Below are 13,837 nucleotides of genomic sequence, written 5' to 3'. Positions count from 1 at the left end.
CTGATTGGAGGAATAACTTTGGCCCGTTTCACGTTCAAAACCTGGTTTGCTGTGTTTGCCTATGCGGCCGGAATGACGGCCGCATCGGTCAGCTTCACGGCATCCGCGGAAACCGTCTTGAACGCGAAAAATTCCTGGATCGGCAATACCTTCGGTTTCGGCGATGGCACGTGGACGCAGATCAACATCACCGCCATCGCGGTCGCGCCCGACGGCAAGGTCTATACGAACGCGCCGTGGGACGAAAGCGGTGCCGAAGCGAGCGTCTACCAGAACGGCAAGATGCTCGGCTTCGCGGGCGGCACGCATGGTTGGGGCAACGGCGGCGGCAGCGCGGTCGCGGTGAATCGCAAGTACGCCTTCGTGGCGATCGAAGTCGGCAACGAGAAAGGACGTCTGGTCGAGCAGGGCGTGTGGCCGGAGAAGGGCAAGCAATGGTTCGGCATTTCGCGCAGGCAGGTCGCCGATCCGAAGCGCGCCGCGCCGTTCCAGCCAGCCGCGAAAAGCGCTGACCCGCATGCGCAACTGGCAGCGGGCTTTCTGATGATGAACGAAGTGCCAACCGGCACGAGTGCCGAAATCGGCGGTCTGGCGGCGAACGACACCACGCTTTACGCGGCGAACACCGCGCGTGATCGCATCGAGGTGTATGACGCGGAATCGATGCAGCAGAAAACAACCTGGACGGTGCATGAGCCGGGCCGTATCGCGTTAGCGCCTGACGGCACGCTCTGGGTTTTGACCGGCACGCGCAACGATAAGACGCCGCAGGTGGAGCACTACACCGCCGCGGGCAAGCGCATCGACGAAACATTCACGCTGCCCGCCGATACGGTCGCGGTCGATATCGCCCTGGATGCACAAGGCCGGGTTCTGATCGCGGACAACGGCCCGCGCCAACAGGTGCTGTTTTTCAGCAAAAACAACGGCCGTTATGCGGAGTCGGGTTCGCTCGGTGAACGCGGCGGCATTTTCAGCGGTACGCCGGGCAAGCCGGGACCGCAGCGCTTCAATGGTTTGACCGGCGTGGGCGTGGATGCACGCGGCAACGTCTATGTGTCGACCAACGGCATCGGTCCGCGTTACGACCCGATCGGCGCGGGCCTCGGCGCCACGCTCGAGAGTTATGCGCCGGACGGCAAACAGAACTGGCAGGTGCAAGGCTTGTTATTCGTCGACGGCGCATGGATCGATCCGTCGCGTCCGGACAGCGTTTATACCGGTAACAAGCGCTTCGAACTCGATCTCTCGAAGCCTGCGGGGCAGGACTGGAAATACGCGGGCTTTCTGTCGAACCGCTTCAAGTATCCCGACGACCCTGTCTTTCACACCGACCAGTATCCCGGCTTGCCGATCGCTCGCAAGCTCAAGGGACGCACGTTCCTGTACCTGACCGACATGTATGCGGATCACCTGAAGATCTATCGCTTCGATCCGCAGCATGACGGCGAGACGGCAATTCCTTCGGGCTTCATCGCCGGGCGTGAGCGCGCGGTCGCCAAGGTGCCGAATGCGCCGCCGGGCGGCGACTGGATCTGGCGTGACGTGAACGGCGACGGCAAGTTCAACACGGACGAATTCACGCTCAACACGAGCGGCACGAAGCTCGCGGGCGGCTGGGGCTGGTGGGTCGATAGCGCCGGCGATATCTGGCGCACCCGCGATAGCAAGGGCATTTACCGCTTCCGTTTTGGTGGTCTCGATGCCAAGGGCAACCCCATCTACTCGTATTCGAACCTGACGCAGTACCCGGTGCCGCAGCCCTTCACCGAACTGCATCGGGCGATCTATGAGCCCGACACCGACACGATGTATGTGACCGGCTATACGCCCGATACGCCGGTGGATCGCGGCTTCTGGAAAGAAGTGGGCCGCGTGCTGGTGCGTTATGACAAATGGTCGAGCGGCAATCCGGTGCAGCGCTATTCGATCACGCTGCCGTGGACCACGCAGACCAAACCCATCGCCACAATTATCGGCCTCACGGTCGAAGGGCAATACCTCTTCGGCGTCGAGCCGGTCGGCGCGGTGCACGTGTGGGACAAGGACAGCGGCAAGGAGATCGGCGTGATCCGCCCGGGCCCGGAAGTGGGCAGCGCGTCGGGTTGGGTCGACGTACCCAACGGCATCAGCGCCGCGAAGCGCAGCAATGGCGAGTACCTCGTGTTCGTCGAAGAAGACGCGCGCGGGAAAGTGATGATGTATCGCTGGAAACCATGACACAACGTATGGCATGACCGCTTTCTTCGCAATACCAGGCAAATGTAGTCAAACCCAAGGCATCCGATGGACAAAGGCATTCTCAAGAACGTAGCGATCAACTTCTTCGGGTTGGTGCTGCCGACTTTCGTCTCGCTCGTGACCGTGCCGTCGTATATCAAGCTGCTCGGCGTCGAGCGCTACGGCGTGATCAGTCTCGTGTGGACCCTGATCGGCTACTTCGGGATTCTCGATCTCGGCATGAGCATGGCCGCGCAGAACCACATCTCGAAGGCGCGGGCCTCGGGCGACAAGGGCGAGAGCGCGCGCGTGTTCTGGAGCGCGACATGGCTCAATCTCGCGACGGGTGTGATCGGCGGCCTGATCATCTATTTCGGTGCGTTTCTGTACACCGCGTACTTCACCAAGGTGTCGCCCGAGTTGCAGCATGAAGTCTATATGGCGCTGCCGTGGCTCGCGGTGGCGATTCCGATTGCCAACGTGTCGTGGGTGTTCGCCGGTGCAATCAACGGCGCGGAGCGCTTTGGTGTCTACAACACCAATCAGACGATTGGCACCTTCCTGTTCCAGTTGCTGCCGCTCGGCGCGGCGCTGTGGCTTGGGGCGACCTTGCAGAACGTGCTTGCCGCCGCAGTGTTCGCGCGGATTCTCGCGGCGATTCTGCTGGGCCGCTCCGCGCTGAAGGTGCTGGAGATCCGCAGTGTTTTGCCGCCGCAACTCGGCGTGGCGAAGGGGCTCTTCAACTTCGGTGGCTGGATGCTGATTGCGAGTGTCACCAACATGATCGCCGAATCGCTCGACCGCGTAATGCTGGGCACGAGTCTCGGTGCGCGCTTCGTTACGTACTACACGGTGCCGCAGAACCTCGTGACGCGTCTGAATATCGTGCCGACCGCGCTGGTGCGCACGCTGTTTCCGCGCCTGTCTGCCGTGGGCCGCGCGGATGCGGACACCATCACGCAGCAGTCGCTTGAATTCCTTAACGGCGTGTTCACGCCGGTCGCCCTGGTCGCGATGCTGGTGCTCGAGCCGTTTCTGCATCTGTGGGTCGGCAATGAGATCGCCACGGTGGCCGCGCCGGTGGGCCGGATCATGATCGTCGCCGTGTGGCTCGTCGGCCAGGCGAACGTGACGCGGATTCTGATCCAGTCACAGGTCAACCCGGCCACCGCCGCGCGTGTCGGCCTCTTTGAATTGCCTTTGTTTGCAGGGGCATTGTGGCTCGGCATTACCCATTTCGGTTTGACGGGCGCCGCGATGGCCGTGGCCGGCAGGGCGCTGTTCGATTACGTCGTGCTGCTGCGCCTGTCGGCGATTCGCGCCCGCCAGATCGCGCTCGACATGCTTGCCCACCTCGCTTTTCTGCTGGCCAGCCTGTGGCTTGCCAGCTTCCTGCCGAGTCTCGCTCTCGCGATCGTCGCCGGCCTGTTGATGGTTGGCGCGAACGTCGCCTGGTCGATCACGATGACACCCGCTTTGCGCGATCTTGCGCGTTCACTGCTGTTGCGACTGAATCCGAGGAAAAGCGCATGAACCACGAAGTCCTTGAAGAAGCCGTGCTGCAACCCGCGACGCGCAGCGCACTGGCTGAACTCACCACCGTACCCGGTGCTCAGGCGCCGTCGCGCCGTTCGGCGTTGCGTAGCGACAAGACGGTGCGTGTCGCGATCGTGCACGACTGGCTCGTTACCTATGCGGGCGCCGAGAAGGTGCTCGAGCAGATCGTCGCCTGCTTTCCGGACGCGGACCTGTTCAGCCTCGTCGATTTTCTCGACGATCGCAGCTTTCTGCGCGGCAAACCGGTCACGACCTCGTTTATCCAGAAACTGCCGCTTGCACGGACCAAATACCGCACGTATCTGCCCTTGATGCCGCTCGCAATCGAGCAGCTCGACGTGTCGGCCTACGACGTGGTGATCTCGAGCAGCCACGCCGTTGCAAAGGGAATTCTCACCGGCCCCGATCAGGTGCATATCAGCTACGTGCACTCGCCGATTCGCTATGCATGGGATCTGCAGCATCAGTACCTGCAGCAGTCGAAGCTGACCGCCGGGCCGAAGTCCGCGATGGCGCGGCTGATTCTGCACTACATCCGCAACTGGGATATCCGCACGTCGAATGCGGTGGACGGCTTTGTTGCAAATTCCGATTTCATCGCGCGACGGATCAAGAAGGTCTATCAGCGCGAAGCGCAGGTGATTTTTCCGCCTGTCGATGTCGAAGCGTTTGCGCTATGCACCGACAAGGATGATTTCTATCTGACCGCCTCGCGGATGGTGCCGTACAAAAAGATCGATCTGATCGTCGAAGCGTTCGCGCAGATGCCGGAGCGCAAGCTGGTGGTGATCGGCGATGGCCCCGACATGCAGAAGATCCGCGCAAAGGCAGGCCCGAATGTCGAGATCATGGGCTACCAGCCGTTCAAGGTGCTCAAGGAAAAGATGAGCCGCGCGAAGGCGTTCGTGTTCGCCGCGGAAGAAGACTTCGGTATTTCGGTGGTCGAAGCGCAGGCCTGCGGCACGCCGGTGATCGCCTACGGCAAGGGCGGGGCGCTTGAAACCGTGCGCGATCTGTCCGAGTCGAAACCTACGGGCATGTTCTTCGACGAGCAGAACGTCGAGTCGATCATTGCGGCAGTCGAGCGTTTCGACGGCCACGTGAAGCGTTTTTCGCCGGTGGATTGCCGCGCGAATGCCGAGCAGTTCTCGGCCGCGAATTTCCGCGAGCGTTTCTTCGCTCACGTGCGGGCTTCGGTGCCGGCATTGCGCTCGGCGACGTTGCCGTCGTACGTTCCTTATAAAGCAGAGCCGGGCGCCAACGCGCCGCGCATTCTCGCGGTCGACCAGAGCGGCGTGCTCGGCGGCGCCGAGTTATCGCTGCTGGAAATCGTTAAAGCTCTGCGCTCGCGCATCGAAGTCGTGCTGTTCGACGACGGCCCGTTCCACACTGCTTTGGCCAAGGCTGGCGTGACCGTCAACGTGCTGGACGCCGGCGCATTGCGCAATGTCCGCAAGCAGGGCGGTTCGCTGCCGAAGGGCCAGGCGCTCAAGGGCTTGCTGTCGCTTGTGCGCGCCACCGCGAAACGCGCGCGCGACGCCGAGGTGATCTATGCGAACACGCAGCGCGCGATGGTGATCGGCGCGATTGCCGGCAAGCTCGCGAGGCGGCCGGTGGTCTGGCATCTGCGCGATATCGTGAGCTCCGAGCATTTCGGCGGCAAGCAACTGGCGATCATCAAGTGGTGCGCGCGCCTCGGCCTCACGCACGTGATCGCCAATTCGGCGGCCTCCGCTCACGCCTTCGCGGAACTCACGCACTTCGATAAAAAGCGTATCGACGTGGTGTTCAACGGTATCTCCGCGACGCCGTTCGACGCCTTGCGCACAGTCCCGCAAGCGACGCTGCGCCAGCGCCAGCGCCTGAACCTGCCGCAGGATGCGTTTCTGGTCGGTTCGTTCAGCCGCCTCGCGCGCTGGAAGGGCCAACACGTGCTGCTCGAAGCGATGGTCCTCAATCCGCAGATGCATGCCGTGCTGGTGGGCGCACCGCTGTTCGGCGAGGACGCGTACGAGTTCGAGCTGCATGCGTTCGTCGCCGCGCACAACCTGGGTGGCCGGGTGCATTTCCTCGGCTTCCAGCACGACATTCCGGCTTGCATGTGCGCGGTCGATGCCGTCGTCCATACGTCGATCACGCCGGAGCCGTTCGGTCGCGTGATCGTCGAAGGGATGCTGGCGCAGCGGCCGGTGGTGGCGGCACGCGCGGGCGGCGTGCTGGAGATCATCGACGATTACGAGAACGGCGTGCTATGCACCCCCGGCGACGCGCATGGCCTCGCCGACACGCTCGCCGAGTTGCGCTCGAACGACGACCTGCGCAACAGGCTGGTTAGAAACGGCTATCAGACGGCGCTGAGCCGGTTCGGGACGGCAACGTATGTGGAAGGTGTCGAACGGATTCTGAAGCGCGTGGCGGGGCGTTGAGGGGCTTGCGCGGGGCTTCTTAAGCAGATGAACGTGCGAAGTGATTTAACGCGGGGGTAGGCAGGGACTCGGCCGGTCTTTGTCGTTAGCGCAGCGGAGCGAAAGTCCTGAGGACTTCCGCTCCGTTTTTTTCGCGCCACACACCGGCTATGCAACCGGGTTGTACAACGTGGTCCCGGCGGCACGGCTTGCTTACATTGTCGAAGGAGAAACCTGTTTCTGAACTGAACAGTGTGTTTCTCCGACCTTTCTATTACATCGCTCTCAGGCTGGCTTCACTACATCCTTCGGTTTGAAACTCGCGGACCACTTCATCGCCGGCAGTTCGACCAGCCGGTAGAACACGTAGGCCACCGGCACGGCCACCAGCATGTAGCCGAACGACGGCCAGATCGACATCTGCAGTGACGAACGGAACAGGATCGACGACAGCAGCACGAAGATGGGCAGATGGATCAGATACAGCGAAAAGCTGAAATCGCCGAACCGTGACAGGAGGCGCACGCCCGGGGTATCGGCCTTATCAGCGTTAGGGCGCTCCAGCGCCTTGTACAGGTAGAAGGCAAAGCCGACCGCCCAGAGTTGAAATGCCCCGTACTGGCCGAAATGAAACGCCGCGCAGCCGAGCGCGATGAACGCGGCGGCGAGCACGTAGAGCCAGACCGATGAACGCGCCTCCGGCGTGCTGCGGGCCTTGGCGTCGGCGATCCACGCGCCGAGCGTCCACGAAAACCAATAGGACGTGAAGAACTGCAGATCGTGGCGTTCGAGCACATAGGCGGACACCACATTGATCACCGCGACGATCGCCAGCACCGAGGTCATGCCCAGGCGTCGGCGCAGCGCGAACAGCAGCGGATAGATCGCGTAGAACTGCACTTCGAGCGATAGCGTCCAGAGCGCGCCGTTCGACCCAAACGTCTTGCCGGCTACCCCTTGCAGCGAAAACAGGTTGACGAGGAAGGCCTGCAGGCCGATCTCGCGGATCTTGTGATTGACCGGCGGCAACTGCAGGCTGACCCAGTCGAGTGCAAAAGTCAGTACGAGCGCGGCCAGCAATACCGGATAAATACGCGCGAAACGGCGGATCCAGAAATTGCCGGTGTCGAGCCGGTAGTCGGGATTTTTTGCCAGACGTAGCGCGCCGCCGCGATGGATGCAGTAGCCGCTGATCACGAAGAAAATCGGCACGCCGGCCGAGCCCCACGCGATCGGGAAGGTCAGGTAGGCGGCGATCGTACTCAGACTGAACGAATGGCCGACGCTCTGGTGAAAGGTCTGCATGCCCACCCATTCGACCTGGCGGCAATGAAAATACGCGACCAGAAGCGCGGCGAAGCCCCGCATGGCGTCGATTACATGTTCCTTGCCAGCGCCCTCGGCGCGCGCTTCGCTCTGCGCGCGCGGCGCGGCGGCCGCTCGTGACGGGGAACGGGGCAGGGATGAGCCGGCGGCATCCAGTGCTGAGTCGCTCATGCGCGGTCCTTAATCTGAAAGAAGAAAAAGCTTATTCCGCGGGCACGCCGTGCGCGCCCGCGGTGCATCACATGCTAGTGCACCGCGGAGGTAAAAAATCGATAAAAAATTGCGTGGCAAATCGAATTAAATGGCGATTTTGTGACGAAGTGTAATTCCGCATAAGTACTTGCTACATCGAATTATTTACCGCTTTTGTTGTGCTAATTTAAGTCACGGATTCTCTTGACCAGAGGTGAAGTCATGAACCTGCATTTACTCGCCGGCATTGCCGTGCTGCTGATCCTTGTCGCCGCCTCCGCCTACCGCGAGGCGCTGCGCAACGAGCCGATCCGCCGTTTTCGGATGAATCCGGGCAAGCTGCCCCAGCTCGACGAGAACGAATGAGCGGTGTCCGGGGCGCTTGGTGCATTCACGAGACGCTCCCGGACGCGCTTGAGATGGCCCGCGGTCCGCTTCGCCGGATACGTAAAATTTTCAGAATTCCAGAAAATAATTCGCTGCCGGTACGTAATTGTTTCCTGCTGCATGCCACGATCCGGCATATCGAAAGCGAATCGAATTATTTATTTGAATCGAGAAAAAATTAACGCACGAAATGGATTAATTTTTTTGTTAGTCTTTTCGGCGAAATCGAGTGGCCGCGAGGCCCGCGAACACACTAATTTCTAACCGATGTGGGAATGCCTACCATGCTGAAAGTCACCAAAGCCGTGTTTCCCGTAGCGGGCCTCGGGACACGCTTTTTGCCGGCTACCAAAGCAAGCCCCAAGGAAATGCTGCCGATCGTCGACAAGCCGCTGATTCAATACGCGGTTGAAGAAGCGATTGCCGCCGGCATCACCGAGATGATCTTCGTGACGGGCCGCAGCAAGCGCGCGATCGAAGATCATTTCGACAAGTCTTACGAGATCGAAGCCGAACTCGAGGCACGCAACAAGCAGAAGCTGCTCGACCTCGTGCGCAGCATCAAGCCGGCCAACGTCGACTGCTTCTATGTGCGTCAGGCCGAAGCCCTCGGTCTGGGTCACGCGGTGCTGTGCGCCGAGAAACTGGTGGGCGACAGCCCGTTCGCCGTGATTCTGGCAGACGATTTGCTGCACAGCTCGAAGCCGGTGATGAGCCAGCTCGTCGACACCTTCAACCACTATCACAGCTCGGTGATCGGCGTCGAAACCATCGCGCGCGAAGACAGCCGTTCGTACGGCGTCGTGGATGGCCGCGAGTGGGAAGACAATGTGATCAAGCTGTCGGGCATCGTCGAAAAGCCGGCGCCGGACAAGGCGCCGTCGAACCTCGGAGTAGTGGGCCGCTACGTGCTGATGCCGACCATCTTCAAGCATATCCGTGCGCTCAAGCCGGGCGCGGGCGGTGAGCTGCAATTGACCGACGCGGTGCAATCGCTGCTGACCGAAGAGCAGGTGCTCGCGTATCGCTACTTCGGCACACGCTTCGATTGCGGCAGCAAGCTGGGCTATCTGAAGGCGACCGTGGAATTCGCGCTGCGTCATCCGGAAGTGAAGGCGGAATTCGAAGCGTATTTGCAAACCTATATGCAGGCGAATATGTCGGCCGGCGTGCCGGCGCAGTACACGGCTGAAGCAGCTTAAGGTGTAGGAAACTCGGTGTAGGAAACTCTTCACGCAGAAGCAACGCGCAGTACTATCGCGCAAATTAAAACGGGCGCCGCGTGATGCGGCGCCCGTCTTTCTATCTGGCGTGGTTTGGGGCTGAGACCCAGGCCACGTGCAAGAAGCCTTTACTGCGCCTTCTTCACTTCCAGTCGGAACTTGTGCAGCAACGGTTCCGTGTAGCCGCTCGGCTGTTCACGTCCTTCGAACACCAGCGCCTGCGCAGCCTTGAACGCCAGCGTGTCGAAGCCCGGCGCCATCGGCTGGTAGTGCGGATCGCCCGCATTCTGCTCGTCGACCACCTTCGCCATACGCTTGAAGGTCTCTTCGACCAGCTCGCGCGTGACCACGCCGTGATGCAGCCAGTTCGCAATGTGCTGGCTGGAGATACGCAGCGTTGCTCGGTCTTCCATCAGACCGACGTTGTGAATGTCCGGCACCTTCGAGCAGCCCACGCCCTGATCGACCCAGCGCACCACGTAGCCGAGAATGCCTTGCGCGTTGTTCTCGACTTCGCTGCGGATCTCATCCGCGTTCCACTGCGCTTCGGCAACGACCGGAATCGTCAGCAGGCCGTCGAGCAGTTCGTCGCGCACCTTTGAGTAGTCCGTGCGTTCGAGTTCCTGCTGAACCGCCTGCACGTCGACCTGGTGATAGTGCAGCGCATGCAGCGTTGCGGCGGTCGGCGAGGGCACCCATGCGGTGTTCGCACCGGCCTTCGGATGCGCGATCTTCTGTTCGAGCATGGCGTGCATCAGGTCCGGCATCGCCCACATGCCCTTGCCGATCTGCGAGCGGCCACGCAGGCCCGCGCTCAAACCGACCAGCACGTTGCTGCGCTCGTACGCGGCAATCCATGCGCTCGACTTCATGTCGCCCTTGCGCATCATCGGGCCGGCTTCCATGGCCGAATGCATTTCGTCGCCGGTGCGGTCGAGGAAACCCGTGTTGATGAACGCGACACGTTCGGACGCTTCGCCGATACAGGCGAGCAGGTTGACGCTGGTGCGGCGCTCCTCGTCCATGATGCCCATCTTGATCGTGTTGCGCGGCAGCTTCAGCAGGTCTTCGACGCGCGCGAACAGTTCGCTCGCGAACGCGACTTCGGCCGGGCCGTGCATTTTCGGCTTCACGATATAGATCGAACCGGTGCGCGAATTCAGCTTGTGCTTGCGGTCGTGCAGCGCGCACAGCGTGGTGATGACGCCATCGAGAATGCCTTCCGGAATCTCCTTGCCGTCTTTCGTCAGCACGGCCGGATTCGTCATCAAATGGCCGACGTTGCGGACGAACAGCAGCGAGCGGCCATGCAGCACAACCGGCGCCGTGCCGTTCGCGGCGGTGTACACGCGATCGGCGTTCAGACTGCGTGTGAAGGTCTTGCCGCCCTTCGTGACTTCTTCCGTCAGGGTGCCGTTCATCAGGCCGAGCCAGTTGCGATAGAGCTGGACCTTGTCGTCCGCATCCACGGCTGCAACGGAGTCTTCGCAGTCGATGATCGTGCTCACCGCGGCTTCGACCAGCACATCCTTCACGTGCGCCGAATCGGTCTTGCCGATTGAATCGTTCGCGTCGATCTGGATTTCGAAGTGCAGGCCGTTGTGCTTCAACAGCACGGCGGACGGTGCGCTCGCCTCGCCCTGATAGCCGATGAACTGCGCCGGCGTTTTCAGTTCGGTCTTGCCGCTCTTCAGCGTGACGACGAGCTTGCCGCCTTCGACGCTATACAGCGTGGCGTCGACATGCGAGCCGTTTGCGAGCGGGGCGGCCTGGTCGAGAAACTTGCGGGCATAAGCGATCACCGCGGCGCCACGCACCGGGTTGAAGGCCTTCTGCTTTTCCGCGCCGTTGGTCTCGGGGATCGCATCGGTGCCGTACAGCGCGTCGTACAGGCTGCCCCAGCGGGCGTTGGCCGCGTTCAACGCATAGCGCTGATTCGACAGCGGCACGACGAGCTGCGGGCCGGCCTGTTCGGCGATTTCGGTGTCCACTTGGTCGGTCGTGGCTTTGACGCTTGCCGGCGACGGCACGATGTAGCCGATGCCTTCGAGGAAGGCACGGTACGCGCGCAGATCGCGCACCGGACCCGGATTGGCGCGATGCCACGTATCGAGTTCGGTTTGCAGGCGGTCGCGCTCGGCCAGCAGCGCACGGTTTTTCGGCGCCAGCTCATGCACGAGTGCGTCGAAACCTGACCAGAATGCGGCGCTGTCGATTCCGGTGCCGGGCAGGGCTTCGGTTTCGACGAACTGGTCGAGGTTGGCGGCGACTTGCAGTCCACCGCGCGTGTTCATCTGAGTCATCGACTGCTCCATCCTTGAATGGGACCGATGAGGGGGCATCGGTCCGTGTTGTGTTTCGTTTTTATTGCCGCCGCGTTGAACGGATTCCGAATGGATCCGGACTTAAGCAGCGATTGCCTGAATCCCCGCCTTGGCGATTTGCGCGTCCTGATCCGACTTGACGCCCGATACGCCGACCGCGCCGACCACCTGGCCGTCGACGATCACCGGCACGCCGCCTTCCAGCGTGCCTTGCAGCGGCGCGCTCAGGAATGCCGTGCGGCCGTTGTTGATCATGTCTTCGTATACCTTGGTTTCGCGACGGCCGATCGCCGAAGTGCGGGCTTTTTCCGTCGCGATGTACGCGCTGGCCGGCGCGCTGCCGTCCAGACGCAGCATGCCGAGTTGATGGCCGCCGTCGTCGACCACCACGATGGCCACAGCCCACTGGTTCTTCTCGGCCTCCGCGCGGGCGGCTTCGAGGATTCGGGTCGTTTCGGCAACGGTCAACACGGGTTTGCTCAGCATAATGAATTTCCTGTTTCGTTTATGGTAGGGATGCTTCTACAAGTTCAATCCTGTAACGCACCGGAGTGTGCCCGGCGCCGGCCCTGTCTTTGCCCGAGCGGTTCGATTGGGGATTTTACGTCCAAGCGTGGCCGGAAGAAACGACCGCATCGTCCGGCCGGTTTCAGGCAGCATGGCGAATCCCGCCGGATTCGCGATCGCGCGGCGCAAACTCTTGCGCAGCAGGCGTTCCGGGGCGGGCTGCTCAATAGAAAGGCTCAAGTTCGGCCCGACCGATGCCCGGCAGCACGCGCCAGCGCTTTACAATCGGAGTTCAACACAAAATGCGCGTGTTTCCCACACCACCCACACTATGCCTACCATCAGCGAGCTTTTTGTCTATCCGATCAAATCCTGCGCCGGCATTGCGTTGAACGAGGCACGCCTGCTCGCCACCGGCCTCGAATACGATCGATACTGGATGGTCACCGACCCGAGCGGCGCGATGCTCACGCAGCGCGCGTATCCGCGCATGGCGCTGATCAGCGTCGAGCTCGGCGAACATGAGCTTGTGATCCGCGCGCCGGGCATGAGCGAGTTGCGTACACCGCTCGAGGCAGCCGAGCTCAGCGCTCCGCACAAGGTGCAAACCGTGGTCTGGCGCGATGCGGCCTACGGCCTCGACACCGGCGAAGAGAGCGCAGCGTGGTTTTCGGCGTTTCTCGGCGTGCCGTCGCGCCTTCTGCGCTTCGATCCCGAACGCGAACGACAGGTCGATCCGGACTACACCGCTAGCGTCCCCGGGTCCACCACGTATTTCGCCGATGGTTTTCCGCTGCTGGTGATCGGCCAGGCCTCGCTCGACGATCTGAACGTGCGCCTGAACAGTAAGGGCGCGCCGTCCATTCCGATTGACCGGTTTCGCCCGAACGTCGTGCTGACAGGGCTCGAAGCGTACGAAGAGGACTATGTCGAGAGTCTGAGTGTCGGCGGTGCGGCGGAGGAGGCCGTGGAACTGAAACTGGTCAAGCCGTGTGCGCGCTGTCCGATGCCGACCGTCGATCAGGCAAAGGGCGCGCCGGATCCCGATTGGCCGAACGAACCTACGGATACGATGAGCGTCTACCGGGCGAATCCGCAGCGGGATGGGGCGGTGACGTTCGGCAACAATGCGCTCGTCGCGCGCGGGGCTGGGGCGTGGCTGCGCGTCGGTCAAACGGTCGACGCTGAATTGGGCTTTGGCGATTAATGCTGGCCACGCCCGGTCAGCGCCGCGAGGATCACCGGCATCGGCACGGGTTTGACGAAATGATGATTGAATCCGGAGCGTAACGACTCGCGCCTGTCCTCGTCGCGCGCGAGGCCGGTCACAGCGACCAGCATGGGCGCCGGCGTGTCGGCCTCATGGCGGATGCACCGGGCGACCGCACGACCATCGAGACGCGGCATTTCGACGTCGAGCAGCGCGGCGCCGGGGTGCCACGCGCAATACTGCGCGAGCGCGTCGAGGCCGTTGCGCGCGGTCCGGATGTCGAAACCGTGTGCGCTGAAATAGAGTACGTAGGCGGCCAGCAGATCCGGATCGTCGTCGGCGATCAGGAGGCGGGCGGCATCATCAATGGACATCCGGCTTCTCCAGGTTGCGTACCTTGTATTGAGCAATTTGAGGTCCCGATAGAATCGAAGCTCACTAGTCTGTTTTTTTCGCGCATTCCGGCACGGTATCTGGCGCGGCTTT

10 protein-coding genes are annotated in these 13,837 nt (G+C 61.9%); 6 read left to right on the top strand and 4 right to left on the bottom strand.

What is annotated here, in order from left to right:
* The first annotated feature begins 18 nt into the window (after nucleotides 1–18).
* The 3 genes from KHO33_RS05390 (at nucleotide 19) to KHO33_RS05380 (ending at nucleotide 6,203) form a co-directional block, all read left to right on the top strand.
* Nucleotides 19–2,220, top strand: a complete 2,202-nt coding sequence (locus KHO33_RS05390) for an NHL repeat-containing protein (RefSeq protein WP_054037580.1) — start codon at nucleotides 19–21, stop codon at nucleotides 2,218–2,220.
* 66 nt (nucleotides 2,221–2,286) lie between these two features.
* A complete protein-coding gene (locus KHO33_RS05385) occupies nucleotides 2,287–3,753 on the top strand; it encodes a flippase (RefSeq protein WP_054037577.1) in 1,467 nt (488 codons plus the stop codon).
* Entirely contained in the window at nucleotides 3,750–6,203 is a 2,454-nt protein-coding gene (locus tag KHO33_RS05380; RefSeq protein ID WP_054037575.1) for a glycosyltransferase family 4 protein, read from the top strand. The genes KHO33_RS05385 and KHO33_RS05380 overlap by 4 nt, the downstream gene beginning before the upstream one ends.
* Nucleotides 6,204–6,467: 264 nt before the next feature.
* On the opposite strand, the gene KHO33_RS05375 is transcribed toward KHO33_RS05380, so the two are convergent.
* Nucleotides 6,468–7,679, bottom strand: a complete 1,212-nt coding sequence (locus KHO33_RS05375) for an acyltransferase family protein (RefSeq protein ID WP_200564549.1) — start codon at nucleotides 7,677–7,679, stop codon at nucleotides 6,468–6,470.
* Nucleotides 7,680–7,922: 243 nt separating this feature from the next.
* On the opposite strand from KHO33_RS05375, the gene KHO33_RS05370 reads away from it, so the two are divergent.
* Together KHO33_RS05370 and galU are read left to right on the top strand one after the other, a co-directional pair.
* Nucleotides 7,923–8,066 carry a hypothetical protein gene (locus tag KHO33_RS05370; protein ID WP_165923841.1) on the top strand — a complete coding sequence of 48 codons (144 nt, stop codon included), beginning with the start codon at nucleotides 7,923–7,925 and terminating at the stop codon, nucleotides 8,064–8,066.
* A gap of 305 nt (nucleotides 8,067–8,371) precedes the next feature.
* Nucleotides 8,372–9,289, top strand: a complete 918-nt coding sequence (galU, locus tag KHO33_RS05365; RefSeq protein ID WP_093634048.1) for a UTP--glucose-1-phosphate uridylyltransferase GalU — start codon at nucleotides 8,372–8,374, stop codon at nucleotides 9,287–9,289.
* A 149-nt stretch (nucleotides 9,290–9,438) separates the two neighbouring features.
* Here the strand turns inward: galU and KHO33_RS05360 are convergent, their stop codons facing one another.
* Nucleotides 9,439–11,613 carry a malate synthase G gene (locus tag KHO33_RS05360; protein ID WP_054037629.1) on the bottom strand — a complete coding sequence of 725 codons (2,175 nt, stop codon included), beginning with the start codon at nucleotides 11,611–11,613 and terminating at the stop codon, nucleotides 9,439–9,441.
* Between the two features lie 102 nt (nucleotides 11,614–11,715).
* Entirely contained in the window at nucleotides 11,716–12,120 is a 405-nt protein-coding gene (locus KHO33_RS05355; RefSeq protein ID WP_054037573.1) for a heme-binding protein, read from the bottom strand.
* 352 nt (nucleotides 12,121–12,472) lie between these two features.
* On the opposite strand from KHO33_RS05355, the gene KHO33_RS05350 reads away from it, so the two are divergent.
* Nucleotides 12,473–13,348, top strand: a complete 876-nt coding sequence (locus KHO33_RS05350; protein ID WP_054037571.1) for an MOSC domain-containing protein — start codon at nucleotides 12,473–12,475, stop codon at nucleotides 13,346–13,348.
* Here the strand turns inward: KHO33_RS05350 and KHO33_RS05345 are convergent.
* Entirely contained in the window at nucleotides 13,345–13,725 is a 381-nt protein-coding gene (locus KHO33_RS05345) for a response regulator (RefSeq protein WP_054037570.1), read from the bottom strand. The two genes, KHO33_RS05350 and KHO33_RS05345, sit on opposite strands and share 4 nt — an antisense overlap.
* Nucleotides 13,726–13,837 lie beyond the last annotated feature (112 nt).

It is taken from the genome of Paraburkholderia nemoris (genome assembly GCF_905221015.1).
In the GTDB taxonomy this organism is placed as follows: Bacteria; Pseudomonadota; Gammaproteobacteria; order Burkholderiales; family Burkholderiaceae; genus Paraburkholderia; species Paraburkholderia nemoris.
The sequence above is the reverse complement of the archived record's forward strand: the minus strand, read 5'-3'. Positions and strand labels throughout refer to the sequence as shown.